Raw genomic sequence first — 25597 nt, 5'->3', positions numbered from 1 at the left:
AGGCTTCGACTGAGATAAAGGAAACACAGCGAGTGGTTTTTACGAGCTGATGTTGACTTATCGGAGGGAGAAGACGGAGAAATACGCTAGCCGATAGGCGCTGGAGCTGGACAGTTTAGAAGTGCAATTCTTGGTTTTCTTGTTTTTCTCCTATCCAGTTTTGAAGGAATACATCCTTTATAACTCAATACGGTCCGGCAATAATGGCGAGAAGGCCACACCCGTTTCCATCCCGAACACGGAAGTTAAGCTTCTCAGCGCCGATGGTAGTTGGGGGTTTCCCCCTGCGAGAGTAGGACGTTGCCGGGCAAGATAAAAAACCAGCTAAGTAATTTAGCTGGTTTTTTAGCATGAAAATGTTTTTCAACGAACGGACAGGCTGCCACAAGAAATCAGTTGTACAGGATATTAATCTGGCTCCGCTTCCTGCCATGGGTAAAAGATGGCAGAGATAAAAACTGTTTCATGTGCGGCTGAATGTGCTAAAGTAGAATGAAGATATGAATTCAGCTGTATTGGGAGTGGAGCGTAAATGTTACATAATAGTGTTGTGATGGTGCTGATTATTCTGGTTGTTAATATTATCTATGTATCCTTTTCGACGACAAGGATGATTTTAACATTGAAAGGGTACCGGTATATCGCCGCATTTGTGAGCATGATCGAAGTGGTCATTTATATTATCGGCCTCGGGCTTGTACTGGACAATCTTAACCAGATCCAAAATATTATTGCCTATGCGGTAGGCTACGGGATCGGCGTTATGGCCGGGATGAAGATCGAAGAAAAACTGGCACTCGGCTATATTACGGTGAATGTAATCACGACTACCGGTGAATTAAATTTAGCGAAGAGCTTGCGGGACGAGGGATACGGGGTGACAACCTGGGATGCCCATGGACGCGAGGGCGACAGAACAGCGTTGCAGGTTTTGACCCCGCGCAAATATGAGTTAAAATTATACCAACAGATTAAAACCCTTGACCCGAAGGCTTTTATTATTGCCTATGAACCGAAAACCATTTACGGCGGATTCTGGGTAAAAGCGGTAAAGAGAGGAAAACTGCACCAATGAGCAAAAAGAAACAATTTGAAGTATTGGAAAATGAGTCAATTTCAGATTGCCTGGCCAGGATGAAAAAAGAAGGATATGAGCCGGTGAGAAGAATCGAGAAGCCGATTTTCGGGGAAATCGACAAGGATGGGGAAAAAGATGTCCAACCGGTTTCGCGGAAAATCGTATTTGAAGGAAGAAAGTAAGGTGAGAACCCGAACATTATCCAATTGTTAAATTTTAATGTTCGATTATTCGTTGACAGCCCCGATTGTCCCTGTTAAGATAGAGGTGACAAAGGTGAATAGCAACCCTCATATATAATGGGAATATGGCCCATACGTCTCTACCCGGTTACCGTAAATGACCGGACTATGAGGGAAAGTAGAAATTGGGACTTTTTTTTCAATGTATATTTGTGCTAAATCCCGGATGGACTGCTTTCTCTCAAAAAAGAGCGGGCAGTTCTATCCGGGTTTTTTATTGCGTTTTTACTACAATCAGTAGAGCAAGGGGAACGCTCTTACATACAAAAGCATCAGGCTGCGGATTTTCACTGCATCGTGATTACTGAGCAGCGGAGTTTGCCCGCAGCAGGAATAAAGCGAAGAAAAGCGGAGGGATACAGGTGGCAATCGAAATCGGCATCATTATGGGCAGCATTTCAGACTGGGAAACAATGAAACATGCTTGCGGGGTGCTGGATGAACTCGAGATATCATATGAAAAGAAAGTCGTTTCTGCACACCGGACACCGGACATGATGTTCCAGTACGCGGAGCAGGCACGAAACAGGGGAATCAAAGTGATTATCGCCGGAGCAGGAGGCGCGGCCCATCTGCCAGGCATGGTGGCAGCAAAAACAACGCTGCCGGTCATCGGTGTCCCGGTGCAGTCAAAAGCGTTAAACGGCCTCGATTCTTTATTGTCTATCGTGCAAATGCCCGGCGGGGTCCCAGTTGCAACGGTCGCAATTGGAAAATCCGGTGCTGTCAATGCAGGCCTTCTCGCTGCACAAATTTTATCCACGTCCAACCGGCAAATAGCCGGACACCTCGAGAAAAGGCGGGAGAAACTAGCCCAAATCGTATATGAAAGCAGTGATCAACTTGAATAGAAAACTCATTAAACCAGGGAGCACAATTGGTATTATCGGCGGTGGCCAGCTGGGGAGAATGATGGCACTCGCCGCAAAAGAAGCAGGCTTTCGGATTATCGTGCTCGATCCAACGCCGGATTCTCCGTGCGTACAGGCAGCGGATGCACAGATTGTTGCAGAATATAATGATGAAAAAGCATTAAGGATGTTAGCGAAACGCTGCAGTGTAATCACCTATGAATTCGAAAATATTGACTATGAATCTTTGAAAAAAACGGCCGGCTTTGCCTATGTACCGCAGGGAGCCGAACTGATCCGGATCACGCAGAACCGCATTTATGAAAAAGAAGCGATTATGAAAGCCGGTGTCCGGGTTGCGCCATACCAAGTCGTAACAAATGAGGCCGAATTAAATACGGCAGTGGCGAAAATTGGCTATCCATGTATTTTAAAAACGGCGCGTGGCGGTTATGATGGAAAAGGGCAGGTCACGCTAACGAAGGAAAGCAGCCTGTCGGAAACGAAGGCACTCCTTGGGCATGGGCCATGTGTCCTTGAAAAAATGATTGATTTTACAAAAGAGCTTTCTGTCATCATCGCTAGAAATACAGCAGGGGAAACAAGCCTTTTCCCGGTTGTCGAGAACATCCATCATGACCATATTTTGCATCAAACCATCGCGCCGGCAAGAATCGAAGACAGCGTGAAGGAAGAGGCACAGGCAGTCGCCCTCCAGGTGGCGGAGTCAATTGGCCTTGTCGGAACGCTCGCAGTAGAAATGTTTTTGGAGGCGGACGGCACGATTTATGTAAATGAACTGGCGCCTCGCCCGCATAATTCCGGGCATTACTCGATTGAAGCATGCTCGATTTCACAGTTCGGCCAGCATATCCGCGCGATCTGTAACTGGCCTTTGCGCAAAGTTGAGCTCCTGAAGCCGGCGGTCATGGTGAATCTGCTCGGCCAACATGTCGCAAAAGCCATTGAACAAATCCCGTTACAGCCACAATGGTCCGTCCACATTTATGGCAAAAAAGAGGCAAAACATCAGCGGAAAATGGGCCATATTACAGTTCTTACAGAGACAATTGAAGAAACCTTGCTGTCCCTTGAAAAAAGCGGTGTATGGCAGGATGTGCAAAAACGATCGGAGGCAGCAATGAATGATTGAGCGTTACACAAGACCCGAAATGGGCGCAATATGGACAGATGAAAATAAATACAAAGCATGGCTTGAAGTGGAAATTCTGGCCTGTGAAGCCTGGGCCGAACTGGGTGAGATTCCAAAAGCAGATGTCCAAAAGATCCGTGAACATGCCACTTTCAATGTTGAAAGAATCTTGGAAATTGAACAGGAAACGCGCCACGATGTTGTCGCCTTTACAAGAGCCGTTTCGGAATCCCTTGGCGAAGAAAGAAAATGGATCCATTACGGGCTGACGTCAACCGATGTTGTCGATACGGCACTTTCCTATGTGCTCAAACAGGCCAACGCGATTATTGAAAAAGACCTCGAAAACTTTATCGAAATTTTAAAAAATAAAGCGCTGGAACATAAATATACCGTGATGATGGGAAGAACCCACGGCGTCCATGCCGAACCAACGACATTCGGCCTGAAACTCGCCCTTTGGTATGAAGAAATGAAACGGAACCTGGAGCGCTTTAAGCAGGCGGCTTGCGGCATTGAATACGGTAAAATTTCCGGAGCAGTCGGCACGTACGCCAATATCGACCCGTTTGTTGAAAAATATGTATGTGGAAAACTGGGCTTGAAACCGGCGCCGCTTTCCACGCAAACATTGCAGCGCGACCGCCACGCTTACTATATGGCGACCTTATCCTTGATCGCAACATCAATTGAAAAATTTGCGGTTGAAATCAGAGGCCTGCAAAAAAGCGAAATCCGCGAAGTCGAAGAACATTTCAGCAAAGGCCAAAAAGGTTCATCCGCTATGCCGCATAAACGCAACCCGATCGGCTCGGAAAATATGACGGGAATGGCAAGGGTAATGCGCGGCTACATGGTAACGGCCTATGAAAATGTCGCCCTCTGGCATGAACGCGATATTTCCCACTCTTCCGCTGAAAGGATTATCTTGCCGGATGCGACGATCGCCATTAATTATATGCTGAACCGCTTTGGCAATATCGTCAAAAATTTAACGGTCTTTCCGGAAAACATGAAACGCAATATGGAGAAAACGCATGGCTTGATTTACTCACAGCGGGTGCTGCTCGCTTTGATCGATAAAGGCATGGCCCGTGAAGCAGCATATGATACCGTGCAGCCAAAAGCGATGGAATCATGGGAAACCCAGGTACCGTTTAAGGAATTATTAAAAAAAGACCCGGTGATCCAAAACAAATTGACCGAAGCGGAATTGGATGACTGCTTTGACTACCATTACCACCTGAAACATGTCGACATGATTTTTGACCGCCTGGGATTGCACTAAAGCCCGGTAATTAGACAAACAGCAGAGCTCGCGGGCAGCAAAAGTCTAGTTGGGGCTTCTAACTAGACAAACAGCAGGGTTCACGGGCAGCAAATGTCTAATTAGAGCATCTAACTAGACAAACGGCCCAGCTCACCAGCAGTAAATGTCTAGTTGGAGCATCTAACTAGACAAACGGCCCTGCTCACGAGCGGCAAAAGTCTAATTGAAGCACCTAACTAGACAAACGGCTCAGCTCACGAGCAGCAATGTCTAACAAGACTTCTTTTACAGAAGGATCAAGCCGGGTCAGGGAAATCCCGCCGGCTGCTTCTGAAAACCTGAGGGAGGCAATACGCATGCTTGTATACGAAGGGAAAGCAAAACGGTTATATGAAACGGAAGATCCAAACGTGCTGCGGGTCGAGTACAAAGACTCCGCCACTGCTTTTAACGGTGTTAAGAAGGCAGAAATCGCCGGCAAAGGGCACTTAAACAATGAAATTACAAGTCTGATTTTTAAGCGCCTTGCGGAAAAAGGTGTCGGGAGTCATTTTATCCGCAAAATTTCCAGCCGTGAGCAGCTGGTACAGCGGGTTAAGATTATTCCGCTTGAAGTCGTCGTCCGCAATGTCGTGGCGGGGAGCCTTTCAAAACGGCTCGGCATCGAAGAAGGAACGGCGATGGAACAGCCAATTGTCGAATTTTACTATAAAAATGATGAGCTTGGCGACCCGCTTATCACAGAAGACCATGCACTTTTACTCGGCATTGCCAGTTTAGAAGAATTGAAAGTTTTAAGAGCAAAGGCTCTCACCGTGAATACCAGTTTACAAGCTTTATTTCTGGAAGCCGGCGTCCGCCTCGTTGATTTCAAATTGGAATTTGGGCGCAGTGAAGAAGGAGAAATCCTGCTGGCAGATGAAATTTCCCCGGATACATGCAGGCTTTGGGACCGGGCAACCAACCAAAAACTCGACAAAGATGTGTTCCGCCGGGAGCTGGGCAGTTTAACAGAGGTTTATCAGGAAATCTTAAATCGCTTGAGAGGAGATATTTCACATGTATAAAGTGAAAGTCTATGTCACATTGCGCGCGTGCGTATTGGATCCACAGGGAGCAGCCGTTAAACAATCGCTGGAGGAGCTCTCCTACTCGGAAGTGAAAGATGTGCGAATCGGAAAATATATGGAACTGATGGTCGAACCGTCTGAACGTGACCTTGACGCCGTCATTCAGGAAGTATGCGGGCGGCTGCTGGCAAATCCTGTCATTGAAGATTACCGCTATGAAGTTGAGGAGTGTGTTGCACAGTGAAATTTGCCGTAATCGTATTTCCGGGTTCCAACTGTGATGTTGATATGTTTCATGCGATTTCGGATGTACTTGGTGAAGAAGCGGAATACATCCGCCATGATACGGGTAATTTAGACCGCTTCGATGGCATTTTACTGCCGGGCGGGTTTTCATACGGCGACTATTTGCGGTCTGGCGCGATTGCCCGTTTTTCCCCGGTAATGCAGGCGGTTGTCAAAGCGGCTGAAGCAGGAAAACCGGTGCTTGGTGTCTGCAATGGTTTTCAAATATTGCTTGAATCCGGACTGTTGCCGGGTGCGATGCTGAGAAACGCGGGACTGAAATTTATTTGTAAGACGGTTTCCATGCGTGTTGAAAATACCAGCACAATGTATACATCCATGTATAAGGCGTTGGAAACGATCCAAATACCGATTGCCCACGGCGAAGGAAATTACTACTGTGACGCCGAAACACTGCGGAAATTAAAAGAAAACAAGCAGATTGTATTTACGTATGAAGACAATCCTAATGGGAGTATTGCCAATATTGCGGGGATTGTGAATGAAAAAGGCAATGTGCTTGGGATGATGCCCCATCCTGAACGCGCAGTCGAAGCACTTTTAGGCAGCCAAGATGGTATAAAACTTTTTCAATCGATTGTGAAAAATTGGAGGGAATCCCATGCCGTTATTGCTTGAACCAAGTCCGGCTGATATTAAAGACAAGAAGATTTACCGTGAAATTGGCTTAACAGATGAAGAATTTGCACTTGTTGAAAACATTCTCGGCAGGACACCAAACTATACAGAAACCGGGTTGTTTGCCGTTATGTGGTCGGAACACTGCAGCTATAAAAACTCAAAACCTGTTTTAAAAAAATTCCCGACAAAAGGGGAACGCGTCCTGCAGGGGCCGGGTGAAGGTGCGGGCATTATCGATATCGGCGACGGACTGGCGGTGGCTTTTAAAATTGAAAGCCATAACCACCCGTCCGCAATTGAACCCTATCAGGGTGCGGCAACAGGTGTTGGCGGTATTATCCGCGATGTTTTTTCAATGGGAGCGCGGCCGATTGCCATGCTGAACTCTTTGCGCTTTGGCGAACTCGAGTCCCCGCGCGTGAAGCATTTGTTTAAAGAAATTGTAGCCGGCATCGCAGGATACGGGAATTGCATGGGTATCCCGACGGTCGGCGGCGAAATCGCATTTGATCCCTGCTACGACGGCAACCCGCTTGTAAATGCGATGTGTGTCGGCTTAATTTCTCATGAAGATATTCAAAAAGGCCAGGCACGCGGCATCGGCAATACGGTCATGTATGTTGGCGCGAAAACCGGGCGTGATGGTATCCACGGCGCAACGTTTGCATCCGAACAGCTCAGTGAAAAATCCGATGAAAAACGCCCGGCTGTTCAGGTAGGCGACCCGTTTATGGAAAAGCTGCTTCTGGAAGCATGCCTGGAACTCGTCCATAATGATGCCCTCGTCGGCATTCAGGACATGGGGGCGGCCGGCCTGATCAGTTCGTCTTCGGAAATGGCCAGCAAAACGGGTGTCGGTTTAGTAATGAATCTGGATGATATTCCGCAGCGCGAGACCGGTATGACGCCTTATGAAATGATGTTGTCAGAGTCACAGGAACGGATGCTGATTGTCGTCAAAAAAGGCAGAGAGCAGGAGATTATGAATCTCTTTAAAAAATACGGGCTTGATGCCGTTGCAGTTGGCACGGTGACAGAGGAAAAGCTGCTGAAACTGTACCATCATGGGGACCTTGTTGCCGAAGTACCGGTCGATGCGCTTGTTGAGGATGCACCTGTGTACCATAAACCGTCCAAACAACCGGCCTATTTTCCCGCTTTCCAGGCAATGAAACCGGAAGTCCCGGCCGTTTCCGATCTTCAGGAAACCTTCTTCGCCCTGTTAAAGCAGCCAACCATTGCCAGCAAAGAATGGGTTTACAGCCAATACGACTACCAGGTACGCACGAATACAGTCGTGGTGCCGGGGTCGGATGCAGCGGTCGTGCGGATCCGCGGCACAAGAAAAGCACTTGCGATGACAACTGACTGCAATGGCCGCTATGTGTATCTGGATCCGGAAGCCGGCGGAAAAATTGCGGTAGCAGAGGCCGCGCGCAATATCATTTGTTCTGGTGCCCAGCCGCTTGGCATTACCGACTGCTTAAACTTCGGCGCCCCTGAAAAACCGGAAATCTTCTGGCAGCTTGAAAAGGCAGCGGACGGCATGAGCGAAGCCTGCCGCGAACTGGAGACGCCTGTGATCGGCGGCAACGTTTCTTTATACAACGAAACGCTTAAGAAAACTGCGGGTGGCGGGAAAGCAGCTGCCCATCCTGTTTACCCGACACCGGTTGTCGGTATGGTCGGGCTCATTGAAGATGTTAAGCATATTACAACGCAAACATTCAAACAGGCAGGAGATGCGATTTATTTAATTGGAGAGGCAGAGGCAGAGTTTGGCGGCAGCGAACTCCAAAAGCTGCTCCGTGGAGAAATTTCCGGCAAACCGCCGGCAATTGACCTTGCTGTTGAAGCACGCCGCCAGCATCAATTGCTGCTGGCGATCCAATCCGGCCTGGTACAAAGCGCCCATGACCTCTCGGAAGGCGGCTTTGCACCGGCGCTTGCAGAATGCTTATTTGGCACAAAAGAATTAGGGGCAAAAGTGTCCTTAAAAGGAAATCCGGTCGTTGCTTTGTTCAGCGAAACCCAATCACGCTTCCTTGTCTCAGTCAAACAGGAACACAAGCAGGCGTTTGAAAAATTAGTGGCGGACGCGGCCCTGGTTGGTACGGTCACAAACGATGAAGTGATGGCCATTGACAGTGAAAATGGCGAAAACTGGATCCGTGCAGACAAGCAGGACTTTGAGCATGCTTGGAAAGGAGCTTTGCCATGTTTGCTGAAATAAAAGGTTTAAACGAAGAATGTGGTATTTTTGGGATTTGGGGGCATAAAGATGCAGCCCATTTAACCTATTACGGCCTTCACAGCTTACAGCACCGCGGCCAGGAGGGGGCAGGCATTGTTGTAAAACAAGGCCCGCAGTTAATCGGAAAAAAAGGCGAAGGGCTGGTTACGGAAGTTTTTGCGGCCGAAACTTTCGCCGAACTAAAAGGTACCTCTGCCCTCGGCCATGTCCGCTATGCGACAGCAGGCGGGGGAGGAATTGAAAACGTCCAGCCGCTTTTGTTCCATTCGCAGTGCGGAAGCCTTGCACTCGCCCATAACGGCAATCTTGTTAACGCGCACTCTCTTAAACACCAGCTCGAAATGCAGGGCAGCATTTTTCAAACGACATCGGACACCGAAGTGCTCGCCCATCTGATGAAAAGAAGCGGCTACCGCACGATTAAAGAACAGATGAAAAATGCCCTGTCAATGGTAAAAGGGGCATATGCATTTGCTGTCATGACAGAAGATGAACTGCTGGTGGCGCTTGATCCGAACGGTTTGCGCCCGCTTTCCCTCGGCCAGCTCGGCGATGCTTACTGTGTCGCTTCCGAAACATGTGCACTTGATATTGTCGGCGCCGAGTATATCCGCGACATTCGTCCGGGTGAATTATTATCAATCAGCGACCATGGCATCGAATCCGAACCGTTCACGTATTCAACGCAAGACGCAATCTGCACAATGGAGTATGTGTACTTCTCCCGTCCTGACAGCAATATTCATGGCATCAATGTCCATGCCGCCCGCAAAAATATGGGAAAACGCCTTGCCATCCAGGCGGGCATTGAAGCAGATGTGGTGACAGGTGTGCCGGATTCAAGCATTTCTGCAGCCATTGGTTACGCGGAGGAATCAGGCATCCCGTATGAAATGGGTTTAATTAAAAACCGTTATGTCGGGCGGACATTTATCCAGCCATCGCAGTCTTTGCGCGAGCAGGGTGTGAAAATGAAGCTTTCCCCGGTGCGCGCGATTGTGGAAGGAAAGCGCGTCGTCATGGTCGATGATTCCATCGTCCGCGGTACAACAAGCAGAAGAATTGTGTCCATGCTGCGCGATGCCGGTGCAACAGAAGTACATGTCTGCATCAGCTCGCCCCCGATGAAAAACCCGTGTTTTTACGGGATTGATACCTCGACGCATGAAGAACTGATTGCATCCAATCACAGTGCCGAGGAAATCCGTGAGATCATCGGCGCGGATTCGCTCACCTTTTTAACGGTAGAAAACATGCTCGAAGCGATTGGCAGGCCAGCCATCAATGAAACTTGCGGCCAATGCCTTGCCTGCTTCACCGGCAACTATCCAACCGAAATTTATCCGGACACAGTGCTGCCGCATGAAAAAGAACTCATGAAAAAGTGACCGTTAAAAGAATAAACGATGCAGCCAAAAACCTGGTTAATGGCGGGCGGCCCGCTTTCTTACAGGCATCTTGCATCAGAATGCCATCTTTGTTAATGGAGGAAAAATCATGTCAAACACTTATCGCGATGCAGGCGTGGACATTGAGGCAGGATATGAAGCAGTTAAACGAATGGAAAAACATGTGTCCCGCACGAAACGGCCGGGAATCCTGAACGGTCTGGGCGGGTTCGGCGGTATGTTCGACCTTTCCGCGCTTGCTTATAAACAGCCTGTGCTCGTTTCAGGTACAGACGGCGTCGGCACGAAACTGAAGCTTGCTTTTGCCATGGACCGGCATGATACAATCGGCGCAGACTGTGTGGCGATGTGTGTCAACGATATCGTGGTTCAAGGCGCAGAGCCGCTCTATTTTCTGGATTACATCGGCTGTGCGTCGGCGGATCCGGAAAAAATCGAGCAAATTGTAAAAGGTGTGGCAGACGGTTGTGAAGAGGCGGGATGTGCCTTAATCGGCGGTGAAACAGCTGAAATGCCGGGCATGTATGCTCCCGGGGAATACGACCTCGCCGGATTCTCGGTCGGTGCCTGTGAAAAAAATGCGCTTGTTACAGGGGAAAACATCAAGCCCGGCGATGTGCTGGTCGGCCTTGCCTCAAGCGGCATCCACAGCAATGGTTACTCGCTCGTGCGGAAAATTTTTCTCGATGATGGGAACCTGCCGCTTGATAAGGCGCTCGCGGGATTTAACCAGCCATTGGGTGATATACTTTTAACCCCGACAAGAATTTATGTTAAACCGGTATTACAAGCCCTTCGCCAATTTAAAATCAAAGGCATGGCACATATTACAGGCGGCGGATTTTACGAAAATATTCCACGCATGCTAAATGGGGATTTGGGGGTCCGCATTGCACCAGGCTCCTGGCCGGTCCACCCGGTTTTTAAAGCCATAGAAGAATACGGAAAAATGGACCGCGATGAGATGTTCCATGTTTTTAATATGGGGATCGGTTTTGTTATTGCGGTCGATGTGCATGATGCACAGACGGCGTTAGACTTTTTCAACGATGCAGGCGAACAGGCCTATATCATCGGCGAAGTAACAGACACATCAGGCGTCCGGCTGGGAACAGGGAGCGGGGCCAATGCATAAAATTGCGGTTTTTGCATCAGGCAGCGGCACCAATTTTCAGGCGATCACAGAGGCAATAAAAAGTGGTAAAGTGAAAGCAGCCATTGAACTTGTAGTTTGCGACCATGATGGGGCCGGAGTCATGGAGAGAGCTGCGAAAGAAAATATTCCGGCTTTTGTTTTTAACCCGAAAGCGTATCAGAATAAAGAAGCATACGAGCAGGAAATTTTAATACAACTGCAGAAAAAGGGAATTGAGTGGATTGCGCTTGCCGGGTATATGCGGCTGATCGGCCCAACCCTTCTTCAGGCCTTCCCGAAAAGAATCATCAATATCCATCCGTCTTTGCTGCCGTCTTTTCCCGGCAAAGATGCGATTGGCCAGGCTTTGCGGGCCGGTGTCAAGATGACAGGAGTAACGATCCACTTTGTCGATGCAGGTATGGACACAGGGCCGATTATTGCGCAGGCGGCTGTCCCGGTGCTTGACGGGGATACGGAGGAAAGGCTGGCTGGCAGGATTCACCAAACCGAGCATATCCTTTATCCGAAAGTGCTCGCCCAGCTGCTTGAAGATCAAAATAGCATGGAGGTTTAAACAAGAATGAAAAGAGCTTTAATCAGTGTATCAGACAAAACAGGCGTGGTTGATTTTGCAAAAGATTTAAATGGGCTCGGCTTTGAAATTTTATCCACCGGCGGAACAAAAAAAGCGCTGGAAGAAGCAGGCGTGCCTGTCATCGGCGTTGAAGAAGTGACCGGCTTCCCGGAAATTCTCGAGGGCAGGCTGAAAACATTGCACCCGAATATTCATGGCGGCCTTCTGGCAAAACGAACTCCGGAACATGAAAAACAAATCAAGGAACACGGCATTGCCCCGATTGACCTGGTCTGCGTCAACCTGTATCCTTTCCAGCAAACAATCGCAAAACCGGATGTTACTGAAACAGAGGCGATTGAGAATATCGATATCGGCGGCCCAACGATGCTCCGCGCGGCGGCAAAGAATTTTGAGTATGTTACCGTTGTAGTGGACGCCAATGACTACGGTAAAGTCATCGGGGAATTAAAGGCACAAGGTGATGTAACGCTTGCTACGAAAAAAGCGCTCGCTGCAAAAGTTTTCCGTCACACTGCCGGCTATGATGCATATATTGCCAATTACATGACAGAACTGGTTGGCGAAGAAAATCCGGAACGTGTGACATTTACCTATGAACTGAAACAATCGCTCCGCTATGGGGAAAACCCGCATCAAAAAGCAAGTTTTTATATCAATCCGTTAGGCTCGGACTTTTCTATCGCGCATGCGAAACAGCTGCACGGTAAAGCCTTGTCCTATAATAATATTCATGATGCAGATGCAGCGCTGCAAATGGTAAAAGATTTTAAAGAACCGGTCGCAGTTGCGGTCAAGCACATGAACCCGTGCGGCATCGGAGTCGGGGAGACTGCGCTTGAAGCGTACAAAAAAGCATATGAAGCAGACCCGAAATCGATTTTCGGCGGTATTGTTGCATTTAACCGTCCTGTCGAAAAAGAAACCGCACAATTATTGCATGAAATTTTCCTTGAAATTGTCATTGCACCATCGTTTACCGATGAAGCTTTTAATATTTTAGCCAGCAAGAAAAATATCCGCCTGTTAACCGTTCCTTTCTCGGATGAACGCAAACCGGAAAAAGTTCTGACATCTGTGGAAGGCGGACTACTGATTCAAGACCAGGATACATATACATTAGAACAAGCAGATTTGAAAGTAGCAACGAAGCGTGAACCGACTGAACAGGAATGGAAAGCTTTGAAACTGGCGTGGAAAGTCGTAAAACATGTGAAATCCAATGCAATCGTCGTTACCGATGCGGAAAAAACACTCGGAGTCGGCGCCGGCCAGATGAACCGCGTCGGATCCGCCGAAATTGCCCTTGCCCAGGCTGGTGAAAAGGCAAAGGGCGCAGTGATGTCCTCTGATGCCTTCTTCCCGATGGATGATACCGTTGAAGCAGCAGCAAAAGCCGGCATCACCGCCATCATCCAGCCAGGCGGATCCATCCGTGATGAAGACTCGATCAAAAAAGCAAATGAATACGGCATCGCCATGGTACTCACCGGCATCCGCCACTTCAAACACTAATAGAAAGGCGGAGGGCGCTTGCCCATCGGCGACAGGCAACTGGGCCGGCACCAATGAAGTCCGCCCTTTGACTACAGTGGGGCTGGAACAGTTGACCCGAGCCGATAGCGCCCGCAGCCGGACAAAGAAAAGCGGAGGCGACTGTCCATCGGCGTACGGATTTCGAAGTCTTTGACTGAGATAAAGGAAACACGGTGAGGAACGAGCCGATGTTGACTTATCGGAGGGAAAAGACGCAGAAATCCGCTAGCCGATAGGAGCCGCAGCTGGACAAAGAAAAGCGGAGGCGACTGTCCATCGGCGGCAGGCGAAAACAAAATCTGCGCAAGAAAAACTGACGAACTCATAGACAGGAAAAAGGGGCCACGATAAAATGAATATACTCGTAATAGGAAGCGGCGGCCGTGAACATGCAATCTGCCAAAAGTTATCCGAAAGCCCGCTTGCAGGTCACATCTATTGTGCGCCGGGAAATGGCGGGATTGCAGAGGTTGCCGAACTTGTTCCAATCAATGAAATGGATATCGCTTCTTTAGTCTCTTTTGCCAGGGAACACAGGATTGATGCTACAATTGTCGGCCCTGAAGCCCCCTTAAGCGCAGGAATTGCAGATGCATTTCAAAACGCGGGGCTAAGGGTTTTCGGGCCTTCGCAAAACGCAGCCAGGATTGAAAGCAGCAAAGCTTTTGCAAAAGAACTGATGCAAAAATACAATATTCCGACTGCGGATTACCGTGTTTTCAGCCAGTACGAAGAAGCCTTGCAATATATCAAGGAAAAAGGTGCACCCATTGTCATTAAGGCAGACGGGCTTGCGGCCGGTAAAGGCGTGACCGTTGCTATGACAATCGAAGAAGCGCAGGCAGCCCTCCAAGCCGCTCTGCTTGAACAGAAATTCGGGGAAGCATCCGCGCAGGTAGTCGTGGAAGAGTTTTTGGAAGGGGAAGAGTTTTCGCTGATGGCGTTTGTCCATGGTGAAACGGTCTGCCCGATGGTGATCGCCCGCGACCATAAACGGGCATATGATGGGGATAAAGGGCCAAATACCGGGGGAATGGGCGCTTACTCCCCGGTGCCGCAAATTCCGCAAGATGAAGTGGAACAGGCAGTTTCAGAAATTTTAATTCCGGCGGCCAAAGCGCTCAAAAAAGAGGGAACCCCTTTTACCGGTGTCCTGTATGCAGGATTAATCCGTACTAGGGCCGGCGTGAAAGTGATTGAGTTTAATGCCCGTTTCGGCGATCCCGAAACACAGGTGGTGCTTTCAAGGCTCAAAACAGACTTGTTGCAGATCATTCTCGATCTTTTAGATGGGAAAAAACCGGAAATAACCTGGACCGATGAAGCTGTCCTTGGTGTGGTGATTGCATCAGAAGGCTATCCCGGCACCTATCAAAAAGGCGTACAGCTTCCCCCTCTCAATGAGCTTGAATCTTTTGTTTTCCACTCGGGAACGCGGCTGGAAAACGGCAGGCTTGTGTCAAACGGCGGTCGCGTGCTGTTTATCGGCAGAAAAAGCAGCAGCCTTGAATGCGCAAGGGACAGCTTATATAAAGAGTTGGCGTCCTGTACATTTGAGGGTTTTTTCTACCGCAAAGATATCGGAAGCAGGAAAAAAGAAGACGCCGTCCGGTAACGGAAAACGGTTTTAATGTTCGCCGTCCGGCTTGAATGCTTTTTAGAATCCGGGCTGTGGCGGCACAAATGGATGGCCAGACAAAAACCTGCCTGGCCATTTCCGTTAATCTTCTTTATGTTGTGTTTGCTGATTTTGAAGGAAATCCGTGACCGGGCAATAGCGGACGATCCCTTCTCCTACTTTCATTGCCCCCATCATGGCAACCACCATGTAAGAGCTGCGCCAGGGTCTCCTTGATAATTTGGAGGTCGCCCAGGTAAGTGAAGTCAATCCGCATGTAATCCGAACCATTGCATTTATGATCCCAATATTAGGGGCTGCTTTCATTTCATCTTAACTCCTTTGTTTTATCGTTTTCAAACTTCTTTTATGCTTTAATGGGTAAAATATGGTAGAATAATGATTAACTATAGGTCTTCCTAGGAGGAATGACAAGATGTTAGACCAGCGTTACCGATGGAAGAACAAACAAATCAGGGAACATGTAGCTGTACTCGACGGCAGCCTTGCCCCGACAATGATTTTAAAAAATGCCCGCTATCTGCATTCGACATTAAAAAAGTGGTTACATGGCCATATTTGGATTTATCAGGACCGTATTATATATACAGGGGAAAAGCTGCCTGAAAATCTTGCCGGCTGCGAGGTTGTCGATTGTTCAAACCGATGGCTCGTTCCCGGATATATTGAACCGCATGTCCATCCTTTTCAACTATATAATCCCCAATCATTTGCCCATTATGCAGCACAGAGTGGCACAACTACACTCATCAATGACAACATGATGCTTGTTTTATTGTCAGATAAAAAGAAAGCGTTTTCCATCCTGCAAAAGCTGCGCCATTCTCCGGTTTCCATGTATTGGTGGAGCCGGTTTGATGCACAGACAGAGCTTAAAAATGAAGAACTGATTTTTTCACATGAATGCGTGAAATCGTGGCTGGAACATGATGCGGTACTGCAGGGAGGCGAGTTGACGAGCTGGCCGAAGTTAATGGAAGGCGATGATTTGATTCTTCACTGGATTCAGGAAACGAAGCGGATGCGCAAAAAAATTGAAGGCCATTTTCCGGGAGCTTCCGAAAAAACATTGGCAAAAATGATGTTGTTTGGGGCAGACTGTGATCATGAAGCCATGACAGGCAAAGAAGTGTACGAGCGGCTTTTACAAGGGTATACCGTTTCCCTCCGCTATTCGTCGATACGCCCGGATTTGCCCGTCCTATTGGATCAGATGAAAACGCTCGGTGTGGACCAGTATGATCAGATGTTTTTCACAACAGACGGGAGTTCTCCGGCATTTTATGAGAAAGGCGTACTCGACAGAATGATTAAAATTGCCATTAATCACGGCGTTTCCCCGATCGAAGCTTATCTGATGGCGAGCTATAATGCCGCCCGTTATTTCGGCATCCAGCATTTGCATGGCATGATTGCGACTGGAAGGGTTGCAAATATCAATTTTCTTGAAAGTGAAACCAATCCTTCACCGGTCTCTGTGCTTTCAAAAGGCATATGGCTGAAAAAGGAAGGGAAAGTGGCAGCGGACGAGGAACCGGTTGATTGGGCTGAATACGGCCTCGGACCGCTTCAACTGGATTGGGACCTTCAATACGATGATCTCCAATTTTCGATGCCATTTGGAATTGAAATGGCAAACGACGTCATCACGAAGCCTTACTCAATCACGTATAATGTGTCATACGATATCCTGCCGCAGGATTATGAAGACAGCTTTTTGATGCTGATTGATAAAAAAGGGAAATGGCGCATCAATACTTTGATAAAAGGTTTTGCCAAGGATGTGCAGGGATTGGCATCATCCTATTCTTCAACAGGTGATATCCTCTGTATCGGAAAATCAAAAAGTGATATGCTGCTTGCCTTCAACCGTATGAAAGAGCTGGGCGGCGGCATTGTCATTGCAGAAAACGGCGTGATTATCCAGGAAATTCCCCTTCCAATTGGCGGTATAATGTCGGGTGAACACATGGAAGATTTGATTGGACAGGTAAAACAATTTATGGAAAACTTAAAGATGCGCGGGTATGGGTATGATGACCCTATTTATTCATTACTCTTTTTATGTGCGACCCACTTGCCATATATCCGCATTACATCTAAAGGAATGTATGACGTAATGAAGAAAACGATACTCTTTCCGACGATAATGCGTTAAAATAATAAAGTAAAACCTCCATCAGTGGATGATTGGGCAGCCCGACTCCCGCCTGTCTTCGCCTTCGTACCCGGAATCTTGAGGTGGGTGTCTTACAGCCCGCCAGAAGCGGGATAAAGTACAGTTGATCACTTCTTAAGCTGCGTCATGGCAAAATGAGCGATTGGAGTTATGAGATGAGAAAGAACAATTTCCTATGGCTGGCAATGCTGGTGTTTCTGTTATCCGCATGCACACAACAAAATGGCACACGCAAACAGCAACATGGCAATGGAACGGAGCCAAATACTGCGCAAGAAACTAACAAGCAATGGATTGAACCGTTAACAGGAATCCGTACAGACCGGAAACCAACCAGCCGGGCGGTAGCTGTGATGGTGAATAACCATCCGCTGGCACGCCCCCAGTCAGGCTTGAGTGCTGCCGATATCGTTTATGAAGCGCTTGCTGAAGGGAAGATTACAAGGTTTGTGGCGGTTTTTCAAAGTGACGTGCCCGCCAATATCGGCCCGGTCAGGAGTGCGAGAACCTATTTTGTCAAGCTGGCAAAAGGTTTCCATGCCTTATATATCGCGCACGGGTACAGCCCGGGGGCGAAAAAACTGCTGGAGGAAGGCTATATCGACGGCTTGAACGGCATGCAGTATGACGGTACCCTTTTTCACCGGTCATCAAAAAGGAAAGCGCCGCACAATTCCTATATTACCTATAAGAGTATTTTAAAAGGTGCGGCCGAAAAGGGGTATATCATGGACCGTGTTCCGGCTGCACTGTCTTTTGCAACTCCTGAAGAAGTGAAGAAAATCACTGGAATCAATGTGAAAACGATCACCATCCATTATTCACCCAACAGCAATTTGAATGCGAAGTACCGGTATGATTCGAAACGGGGAAGATTTACGCGCTATTCCGGCGGCACACAAACCGTGGATGCGAACAATCATCAACCGGTTTTGATGGACAATTTGTTTATTGTAGCGGCAAAGCACAGGCTGATCGACAGCTATGGGCGCAGGGATATTGACCTGGCATCCGGCGGCAGCGGCTACCTCATCCAAAAAGGCAAGCTGCAAAAAGTCGAATGGGAAAATGAAAATGGCAGATTGATTCCGTATAAAGATGGTGAACGGGTAAAATTTGTTCCGGGAAAAACGTGGATTAATATTGTCGAGCGTTTAAGTGATGTGGCGACAGAATAAGGTGCAACGCCCGTGGTGATTGGGCAGCTAAACTCCCGCTATCCTCTTCGTACCTGGATTCTTGAGGCGGGCGTTCTTACTGCCCGTTATCCTGGGATAAACAGAAAATGATTGATCAGTTTCAACCAAGGAAATCCTGGAAGCAATCAAGTAAAGGAGAATGTACAAGTCTATGCAAATTGATAAACTACGCGGAAGAGCACTTGATCAATTATTTGAAGCCATTTTGTCATTAAAAGACATAGAGGAATGCTACCGCTTTTTTGATGATCTCTGTACAATCAATGAGATACAGGCATTGACGCAGCGCCTTGAAGTAGCTAGAATGCTGCGCAATAATAAAACCTATCATGCTATCGAAACGGAAACAGGCGCAAGTACGGCCACGATCTCGCGTGTCAAACGCTGCCTCAATTACGGCAATGATTCCTATCAAATGGTTCTCGACCGCATAAAAAATGACGATGCACAAGGAAAAAAAACGGAAGAGTAATCACAGAACAGACGGCTCTGCCTTCACGATTGAAGGGAGCTCTTTTTTTGCAAAATGATCACGATGAGCGGCTCGCTCCAATCCATAAAAGAAAAAATTTATCATCTGCAACGTCCGGCTTATACCACGGAAAACGGCAGTGGATTTTCTTTCTTCCTGTCACTTTCTGTCTATTGCAGGAATATCTTTTTTGCTTGTTCCTGTAAATGCTATAATGGCAATGATGGATGATAGAATGGAGGATTTCTACCTAATGTATGACGTGCACGAATGGAGGCATGCCTTCAAACTTGACCCGAACAAGGACATTTCGGATAAAGATTTAGAAACAATTTGCGAGTCTGGGACGGATGCCATTATCATCGGCGGGACAGACGGCATCACGCTGGATAATACCTTACAGCTGATGGCCAGGGTAAGAAGATTTGCACTTCCTTGCTGCCTGGAAGTATCAAGGATAGAAATACTCACACCCGGATACGATTTGTATCTGATTCCCACGGTGCTGAATAGCAGGAATCCGGCCTGGATCACGGGATTCCATCATCAAGCCGTGAAAGAATTCGGCGGGTTGATGAATTGGAACGAAATATTCGTGGAAGGCTACTGCATCTTAAACCCGGACTGCAAAGCGGCACAACTGGCAGAAGCAAATACAAATCTTGATGCTGAAGATGTGATCGCTTATGCAAGAATGGCCGAGAATATGTTTAAGTTGCCGGTTTTTTATTTGGAATACAGCGGAGCATACGGGGATATCCATTTGGTCAGGAATGTAAAACAGGTGCTTGAACAGACAACCTTGTTTTACGGCGGCGGCATCCGGACTGCGGCACAGGCAAAAGAAATGGGGCAGGCGGCAGATGTCATCGTCGTCGGCAATATCGTCTATGAAGATATAAAAGAAGCTGTGAAAACGGTACATGTTGTCAAACGATCAGAGGTATGATAAAATAGGAACAAATGTTCTAAGTGGTGGTGAAATGATGCAATTTTTAACAGACCGGCTGCTGAATGGATTAAATCCGCAGCAAAAAGAAGCGGTCAAAACAACAGAAGGCCCGCTCTTAATTCTTGCAGGGGCGGGAAGCGGAAAAACGCGGGTGCTTACCCACCGCGTTGCCTATTTAATGGTGGAAAAGGGTGTCAATCCTTACAACATTTTAGCGATTACGTTTACAAACAAGGCGAGCCGCGAAATGAAAGACAGGATTGCCGGATTGATGGGGGGCGCCGCCGAGGAAGTCTGGATTTCCACCTTCCACTCCATGTGCGTCCGGATTTTAAGAAGGGATATCGACCGGATCGGTTTTAACCGTAATTTTACAATTCTTGACTCAACCGACCAGCTTTCAGTCATCAAAAATATTCTGAAGGAAAAAAATATCGATCCAAAAAAATTTGAACCACGGGCGATTTTAGGAAAAATCAGCAGCGCCAAAAATGAACTGGTTGATTATGAACAATACGCAAATCATACCGGCGATTATTTTGAACAGATTGTCAGTGATGTGTACGAAGCGTACCAAAAACGTTTGAGGAAAAACCAGTCGCTTGATTTCGACGATCTCATCATGATGACGATCCAGCTATTCAAGCGCGTCCCGGAAGTCCTCGAATACTACCAAAGAAAATTCCAATATATCCACGTTGATGAATATCAGGATACCAATAAATCCCAGTACACACTTGTGAAGCTTTTGGCTTCCCGTTTCCGGAATATTTGCGTGGTCGGGGATAATGACCAGTCGATCTACCGGTGGCGGGGGGCAGACATCGCGAATATTTTGTCGTTCGAAAAAGATTATCCGAACGCCAAAGTCATTTTGCTTGAGCAAAATTACCGTTCGACAAAGAAAATATTGCAGGCTGCCAATAAAGTCATTGAAAACAATGCGAACCGCAAAAAGAAAAATTTGTGGACCGAGAATGATGAAGGCCGTGATATCGTTTATTACCGGGCGGACAGTGAGCAGTCGGAGGCGCAGTTTGTCGCCGGAAAAATTAAAGAATTGACAGCAGCAGGCAAACGCAAGCTGTCCGATTTTGCTGTGCTCTACCGCACGAACGCCCAGTCGCGTGTGATCGAAGAAGTCTTCATGAAGTCTAATATCGAATATAATATCGTCGGCGGCACCCGGTTCTATGACCGCAAAGAAATCAAAGACATTTTGGCCTATTTGCGGCTGATTGCCAATCCGGATGATGATATCAGCTTACAAAGGGTGATTAACGTTCCAAAGCGGGGTATCGGCTCAACCTCTATGGATAAAATCGCACGCTATGCAGCCGACCAGGATGTTTCATTTTTTACCGCATTGCAGGAAGCCGATTTTATTGGCTTAAGCCCGAAAATCGCTAAGTCTGTAAGAGAATTCTATGACTTGGTCAGCAATTTCACACGGATGCAGGAATACTTGTCCGTTACCGAACTGGTTGAAGAATTGCTCGAGAAGACAGGCTATCGTGACGCGTTAAAATTGGAAAAATCGCTGGAATCTGAAAGCCGGCTCGAAAATATCGACGAGTTTCTGTCCGTTACAAAAGACTTTGAAAAAAACAACGACGATAAAAGCCTGGTTGCTTTTCTGACTGATTTGGCGCTGATTTCCGATATTGACCGCCTTGATGAAGGGGATGCGCCAAAAGACGCCGTCATTTTAATGACACTGCATGCCGCAAAAGGCCTTGAATTTCCGGTCGTCTTTTTAATCGGCATGGAGGAAGGCATTTTTCCGCACAACCGTTCCTTAATGGATGAAGCGGAAATGGAGGAAGAAAGAAGGCTGATGTATGTCGGTGTGACGCGCGCCGAAGAAGAACTGTATATCACCAATGCGCAAATGCGTACTTTATACGGGCGTACAAACATCAATCCGGTTTCCCGGTTTGTCAGCGAGATTCCGGAAGAATTAATTGAAAATGCCAACCAGGAAGAAGAAGACCGCCTTAATTTCCGCCGCACCTCCGCAGCAAAAACGCCGGCATCCCGCCGCGCACCCGTAATGCGGCCGGTTGCAAACCATACAAGCGGCGCTGAAAAATTGAAGTGGAATGTCGGGGATAAAGCCGAACATAAGAAATGGGGAATCGGCACCGTCGTGAGCGTGAAAGGGGAAGGAAAATCGATTGAACTTGACATTGCATTTCCGAGCCCCGTCGGCATCAAAAGGCTGCTTGCTGAATTTGCTCCCATTACAAAAGTAGAATAGAATGGGTCTATCAGGCTGACAATGGAAAAAAGAAGGATGGGCGGCCGCGTGCTGGCGGCAGGCTTGTCCGGCTGCCTGATATCCTGATCGAAAGGGTTGTTGCAAATGGAGTATGAAGCAGCAGTCAACAAGGCAAAGGAACTGCGCCAACTGCTCAATCAATACAGTTATGAATATTATGTGCTTGATCAGCCGTCGGTTCCTGATTCTGAGTATGACCGGCTTCTGCGTGAACTGCAGGAGATTGAAAATACATATTCTGACCTTGTCACCCCGGACTCCCCTACACAAAGGGTCGGCGGCCAGGTTCTGTCAGGTTTTACCAAAGTGGTCCATGACATCCCGATGCTGAGCCTGGCGAACGCTTTTAATGAAGCGGATCTCCGTGACTTTGACCGCAAAGTCCGGGAAACCGTCGGCGAAAATTATGAATATGTTTGCGAACTGAAAATTGACGGACTTGCCATTTCCCTTCATTATGAGGAAGGCGTATTTGTACAAGGGTCCACAAGAGGAGACGGTACGATCGGCGAAGATATTACCGCCAACCTCAGAACCGTGCGCTCGATTCCGCTCCGCCTCCATGAACCCATCACAATTGAGGCGCGCGGCGAATGCTATATGCCGAAAAAATCTTTTGAAGCATTGAACCGTATCAAGGAAGAGAACGGCGAGGTGCCATTTGCCAATCCGCGTAACGCTGCGGCCGGATCTTTGCGTCAGCTCGATCCGAAAATTGCTGCATCAAGGAACCTTGATACTTTTCTGTACGCGATTGGCGATATCACCGGATTGGGCGTTGAAACCCACAGTGACGGCCTCGATTTATTGGAGAGGCTCGGACTGAAAGTGAACAAAGCGCGCCGAAAATGTTATAATATCGAAGAAGTTCTTCAATATATAGCTGAATGGACCGAAAAGCGCCCAAGCCTGCCATATGAAATTGATGGGATCGTGATCAAAGTCAATAACTACCAGCAGCAGGCTTTGCTTGGTAACACGGTAAAAAGCCCGCGGTGGGCCATTGCTTATAAGTTCCCTGCCGAGGAAGTCATCACCAGGCTGACAAATATTGAAGTAAAAGTCGGGCGCACCGGCGTCATTACCCCGACAGCCATTTTAGAACCGGTACGGGTAGCCGGAACGACTGTAAAAAGGGCAACGCTGCATAACGAGGATCTGATCCGCGAAAAGGATATCCGCATCGGCGACTATGTGGTCATTAAAAAAGCGGGTGACATTATCCCTGAAGTGGTCCGGGCCATTACGGACAGAAGGACAGGGGAAGAACGAAAATTCTCCATGCCAAGCCAATGCCCGGAATGCGGGAGCGAACTGGTCCGTCTCGAAGGAGAAGTGGCGCTTCGCTGTATCAATCCGAATTGCCCGGCGCAAATCCGTGAGGGGCTCATCCATTTTGTCTCAAGGAATGCCATGAATATCGAAGGGCTTGGCGAGAAAGTAATCAGCCAATTATTCAATCATGAATTGATTCATGATGTCGCAGATCTTTACCGGCTGACAAAAGCACAACTTTTGGAAATGGAACGGATGGGTGAAAAGTCCGCTTCCAAACTGCTTGATGCCATTGAAGCATCCAAAAACAATTCACTGGAAAAACTGCTATTCGGCCTCGGCATCCGCCACGTTGGTGCAAAAGCCGCGAAAATCCTCGCCCGGCAATTTCTCACCATGGACCGTTTGTCGAAAGCCACCCGTGAAGAACTGATGGCCATTCCCGATATCGGCGGCAAAATGGCCGATTCGATCGCTGCTTATTTTGAAAACGAAGAAGCAGAAGCTTTGATTAGAAAACTCCGGGATCTTGGCGTCAATATGGCCTACAATGGACCAATGCCGCAAGACCCGGGAGAAACAGATTCGCCATTTGCCGGAAAGACGGTCGTGCTGACAGGTAAACTTACACAACTTACACGCAATGAAGCAAAAGAAAAGCTCGAAGCACTGGGGGCAAGTGTAACCGGTAGTGTCAGCAAGAAAACCGATCTCGTGATTGCGGGCGAGGATGCCGGCTCCAAATTGGAAAAAGCAGAGAAGCTTGGCATTGAAGTATGGGATGAAGCATCCTTTATGCATCACCTGCAGGCTTAATCTTTTGGGAAAGCGAGAAACTGAAAAAGGTGGAACAAGCAGTATGAAAAAAATGTATCCGCTCCTGTTATCTGTTATTTTACTGGCAGGCTGTACACCAAATTTTGGTTCAAATGATAAGGTGGTACAAAAGAAAAACAATAAAAAAGAAACATCCATTGTATCGAGCTACCAAATTTCATCTAATTATTATAAAAATATTTATCCCTATAAAACGAGCAAATCGAGGGGCCTGGTTGTCGGTAATTTAAACACTTCCTACGATATTGATGAATTTGAAACCGGGCTGATGCGGGTTGCGCAAAAAAATTATTCCCCTGATGACTATCTTTTTCAGGAAGGCCAGGTGCTTTCCAAGGATACCGTAACCAAATGGCTGAATAGAAAGTATACAAGCGAACAGTTAAAAGCAAACGGTCTTTCTGCAAAAGATAATATCGGGTTAAACCCTTTAAAAGACGGAAAGGGAACAGCCCGGCAGCAGAATGAAAAAAATCCAATTTATCTTACCCAGATTTTAGAACAGGATTATCTGACAAAAGACAGCAAAGGCAATGTGAAACTGGCAGGCGTTGCGATTGGGCTTGCTTTAAATTCTGTTTATTACTATCAGAAAGAAAAGTACGGCTCCACTTATGAAGTAAAAATTTCGCAAAACACCTTGAATGAGAAGGGAAAGCAAATCGCCCGGGAAGTGGTGCAGCGGTTGCGCAATATGAGTGCGCTGAAAAACGTGCCGATTACCATTGCCCTGTATAAACAGCAAAGCAAAGATTCCGTTATTCCGGGCAACTACTTTGCTTATGCAACGGTTGAAAAAAACAGTACAAATGTGGACAACTGGAAAGAGGTCAATGAAAAATATTATTTATTCCCATCCGAAAGCGCCACAAGGGCACACCGCGATGATGAAAAAAACTTTGAGAACTTTAAAGCGGATATTGAAGACTTTTTCCCAAATTACACCGGGTGTATCGGCCGGGCCAGATACAGCGACGGACAGCTGGTTGACCTGAGCATCGATATCCCGATACAATTTCACGGGCAGGCAGAAGTGATTGGATTTACGCAATACGTAGCCGGCCTGGTGGTCAAGACATTCCCGGATTACGTCAATCTCCAGGTTAACATTACATCCAACAACGAAGCCAAGGCCCTGATCGCGCGCGAAGCCAACGAGAAAGATCCAATCGTCCATATATACAAATAAAGTAAACCTAAAAGGGTTGTTCCATGAATGGGGCAGCCTTTTTTGGTACCT

At 47.6% G+C, this 25597-nt stretch carries 22 protein-coding genes, 1 rRNA gene and 1 riboswitch; of the genes, 22 read left to right on the top strand and 1 reads right to left on the bottom strand.

The genetic code is table 11. The annotated features are described in order from the left end of the window. The first annotated feature begins 193 nt into the window (after nt 1–193). From rrf to purD, 15 genes are all read left to right on the top strand, one after another. Nucleotides 194–309 (top strand): 5S ribosomal RNA (gene rrf, locus C232_RS0112250). A gap of 223 nt (nt 310–532) precedes the next feature. Then, nucleotides 533–1075 (top strand): DUF2179 domain-containing protein, encoded by a 543-nt coding sequence (locus C232_RS0112245; protein ID WP_018664455.1) that lies wholly within the window; start codon nt 533–535, stop codon nt 1073–1075. Beyond that, nucleotides 1072–1260 carry an NETI motif-containing protein gene (locus tag C232_RS0112240; protein ID WP_018664454.1) on the top strand — a complete coding sequence of 63 codons (189 nt, stop codon included), beginning with the start codon at nt 1072–1074 and terminating at the stop codon, nt 1258–1260. Before C232_RS0112245 ends, C232_RS0112240 begins: the two co-directional genes overlap by 4 nt. Before the next feature lie 88 nt (nt 1261–1348). Next, nucleotides 1349–1449: riboswitch (purine riboswitch) on the top strand. 257 nt (nt 1450–1706) lie between these two features. Then, complete coding sequence (gene purE, locus C232_RS0112235; RefSeq protein WP_422723662.1) at nt 1707–2171, top strand: 5-(carboxyamino)imidazole ribonucleotide mutase; 465 nt, start codon at nt 1707–1709, stop codon at nt 2169–2171. Further along, nucleotides 2164–3324, top strand: coding sequence for a 5-(carboxyamino)imidazole ribonucleotide synthase (gene purK, locus C232_RS0112230; RefSeq protein ID WP_026314595.1), 1161 nt, complete (start codon nt 2164–2166; stop codon nt 3322–3324). Before purE ends, purK begins: the two co-directional genes overlap by 8 nt. Then, nucleotides 3317–4612 carry an adenylosuccinate lyase gene (purB, locus tag C232_RS0112225; RefSeq protein ID WP_018664451.1) on the top strand — a complete coding sequence of 432 codons (1296 nt, stop codon included), beginning with the start codon at nt 3317–3319 and terminating at the stop codon, nt 4610–4612. The genes purK and purB overlap by 8 nt, the downstream gene beginning before the upstream one ends. A 338-nt stretch (nt 4613–4950) precedes the next feature. After that, nucleotides 4951–5661: a phosphoribosylaminoimidazolesuccinocarboxamide synthase gene (gene purC, locus C232_RS0112220; protein ID WP_018664450.1), complete on the top strand. Its 711-nt coding sequence runs from the start codon at nt 4951–4953 to the stop codon at nt 5659–5661. After that, nucleotides 5654–5908 carry a phosphoribosylformylglycinamidine synthase subunit PurS gene (gene purS, locus C232_RS0112215; protein ID WP_018664449.1) on the top strand — a complete coding sequence of 85 codons (255 nt, stop codon included), beginning with the start codon at nt 5654–5656 and terminating at the stop codon, nt 5906–5908. The genes purC and purS overlap by 8 nt, the downstream gene beginning before the upstream one ends. Continuing rightward, nucleotides 5905–6588 (top strand): phosphoribosylformylglycinamidine synthase subunit PurQ, encoded by a 684-nt coding sequence (gene purQ, locus C232_RS0112210; RefSeq protein ID WP_018664448.1) that lies wholly within the window; start codon nt 5905–5907, stop codon nt 6586–6588. Before purS ends, purQ begins: the two co-directional genes overlap by 4 nt. Further along, nucleotides 6572–8824, top strand: coding sequence for a phosphoribosylformylglycinamidine synthase subunit PurL (gene purL, locus C232_RS0112205; protein ID WP_018664447.1), 2253 nt, complete (start codon nt 6572–6574; stop codon nt 8822–8824). The genes purQ and purL overlap by 17 nt, the downstream gene beginning before the upstream one ends. Continuing rightward, nucleotides 8809–10233, top strand: coding sequence for an amidophosphoribosyltransferase (purF, locus tag C232_RS0112200; RefSeq protein ID WP_018664446.1), 1425 nt, complete (start codon nt 8809–8811; stop codon nt 10231–10233). The genes purL and purF overlap by 16 nt, the downstream gene beginning before the upstream one ends. A 109-nt stretch (nt 10234–10342) precedes the next feature. Next, nucleotides 10343–11389, top strand: coding sequence for a phosphoribosylformylglycinamidine cyclo-ligase (gene purM / locus C232_RS0112195; protein WP_018664445.1), 1047 nt, complete (start codon nt 10343–10345; stop codon nt 11387–11389). After that, nucleotides 11382–11966 (top strand): phosphoribosylglycinamide formyltransferase, encoded by a 585-nt coding sequence (purN, locus tag C232_RS0112190; protein ID WP_018664444.1) that lies wholly within the window; start codon nt 11382–11384, stop codon nt 11964–11966. The genes purM and purN overlap by 8 nt, the downstream gene beginning before the upstream one ends. Before the next feature lie 6 nt (nt 11967–11972). Further along, nucleotides 11973–13502: a bifunctional phosphoribosylaminoimidazolecarboxamide formyltransferase/IMP cyclohydrolase gene (gene purH / locus C232_RS0112185; protein ID WP_018664443.1), complete on the top strand. Its 1530-nt coding sequence runs from the start codon at nt 11973–11975 to the stop codon at nt 13500–13502. 373 nt (nt 13503–13875) lie between these two features. After that, nucleotides 13876–15138 (top strand): phosphoribosylamine--glycine ligase, encoded by a 1263-nt coding sequence (gene purD / locus C232_RS0112180; RefSeq protein ID WP_018664442.1) that lies wholly within the window; start codon nt 13876–13878, stop codon nt 15136–15138. A 105-nt stretch (nt 15139–15243) separates the two neighbouring features. Here purD and C232_RS0112175 read toward each other — a convergent pair whose 3' ends face one another. Next, nucleotides 15244–15468 carry a YgaP family membrane protein gene (locus C232_RS0112175; protein ID WP_018664441.1) on the bottom strand — a complete coding sequence of 75 codons (225 nt, stop codon included), beginning with the start codon at nt 15466–15468 and terminating at the stop codon, nt 15244–15246. 109 nt (nt 15469–15577) lie between these two features. On the opposite strand from C232_RS0112175, the gene C232_RS0112170 reads away from it, so the two are divergent. From C232_RS0112170 to C232_RS0112140, 7 genes are all read left to right on the top strand, one after another. Further along, nucleotides 15578–17320, top strand: coding sequence for an adenine deaminase C-terminal domain-containing protein (locus C232_RS0112170; protein ID WP_018664440.1), 1743 nt, complete (start codon nt 15578–15580; stop codon nt 17318–17320). 176 nt (nt 17321–17496) lie between these two features. Beyond that, nucleotides 17497–18519: a DUF3048 domain-containing protein gene (locus tag C232_RS0112165; RefSeq protein ID WP_018664439.1), complete on the top strand. Its 1023-nt coding sequence runs from the start codon at nt 17497–17499 to the stop codon at nt 18517–18519. Nucleotides 18520–18691: 172 nt separating this feature from the next. Next, nucleotides 18692–19012, top strand: a complete 321-nt coding sequence (locus C232_RS0112160) for a YerC/YecD family TrpR-related protein (protein ID WP_018664438.1) — start codon at nt 18692–18694, stop codon at nt 19010–19012. Nucleotides 19013–19265: 253 nt separating this feature from the next. Then, nucleotides 19266–19961, top strand: coding sequence for a heptaprenylglyceryl phosphate synthase (gene pcrB / locus C232_RS0112155; RefSeq protein WP_018664437.1), 696 nt, complete (start codon nt 19266–19268; stop codon nt 19959–19961). A gap of 37 nt (nt 19962–19998) precedes the next feature. Further along, a complete protein-coding gene (gene pcrA / locus C232_RS0112150; RefSeq protein ID WP_018664436.1) occupies nt 19999–22224 on the top strand; it encodes a DNA helicase PcrA in 2226 nt (741 codons plus the stop codon). A 105-nt stretch (nt 22225–22329) separates the two neighbouring features. Continuing rightward, on the top strand, nt 22330–24336 hold the full coding sequence (gene ligA / locus C232_RS0112145; RefSeq protein ID WP_018664435.1) for an NAD-dependent DNA ligase LigA: 2007 nt from the start codon (nt 22330–22332) through the stop codon (nt 24334–24336). Between the two features lie 43 nt (nt 24337–24379). Beyond that, a complete protein-coding gene (locus C232_RS0112140; protein ID WP_018664434.1) occupies nt 24380–25546 on the top strand; it encodes a CamS family sex pheromone protein in 1167 nt (388 codons plus the stop codon). The last annotated feature ends 51 nt before the right edge of the window (nt 25547–25597 follow it).

The organism is Heyndrickxia acidiproducens DSM 23148, assembly GCF_000374345.1.
Lineage (GTDB): Bacteria > Bacillota > Bacilli > Bacillales > Bacillaceae_C > Weizmannia > Weizmannia acidiproducens.
This window is presented reverse-complemented; position numbering and strand designations above follow the sequence as displayed.